The organism is Pseudoalteromonas sp. SG44-5 (assembly GCF_014164175.1).
Taxonomy (GTDB): domain Bacteria; phylum Pseudomonadota; class Gammaproteobacteria; order Enterobacterales; family Alteromonadaceae; genus Pseudoalteromonas; species Pseudoalteromonas nigrifaciens.
The window spans coordinates 1-645 of record NZ_JACJES010000061.1 but is presented as its reverse complement, the minus strand read 5'-3'; the positions used below and the strand labels follow the sequence as shown (position 1 = coordinate 645).

Below are 645 nucleotides of genomic sequence, written 5' to 3'. Positions count from 1 at the left end.
GCTGTTATGGGTTCGGCAACTGCGTTTGCTGCTGACCACACCGCTGCAATTGATGCTGCTGTAACTGATGGTACTTCAAACTACACTGCAATTATCACTGGCGTAATTACTGTTGCTGCAATCGGTTTTGCTATTGGCATGATTGTATCAAAGTTACGTAACTAAAATGGTTACTTCAATTGGTCTTGCCTCATTCCTTGTATGGTGCTTCGTCGAAGGCTTTTCAAGTGGTGTCAGAACCAGTTAATTAAATGGCGGGTAACACCGCCCTTTTCATTAAAGGCGCATTATGCGAATTCTAATATTTTTATTAGCGCTTATTAGCGCTTTTTTTGTTTCTGCAAACGAACCTGATTTAACTAGTTTGCGTTCACCTCAACTGAAAACTTTTTATGAATATGAGTGCACAATTAGTAATGAGAATAAACAGACTGTAGTAACAGAAGAAAATAGTCTTTCTGTATGTCATCCAATTTGGACACCTTCAATTGATTCTTACAAAGCATCTAAGGTTAACGGCGGTTCTTGGTCATCAGTTGGTGATACTGTATGGGTTACACCATTTAGATATGAGTACGAGGTAACCCCTTGCAAGATGGGTAATTGTGAATGGTATGGTGTTGATAAGCCATTCACTTCTGGTGG

At 39.7% G+C, this 645-nt stretch carries 1 protein-coding gene; it reads left to right on the top strand.

The features are described 5' to 3' along the window. Window positions 1-289: 289 nt before the first annotated feature. Window positions 290-645, top strand: a 356-nt coding sequence (locus H5079_RS18175; protein WP_182684626.1) for a hypothetical protein, incomplete at its 3' end; no start/stop codon positions are given.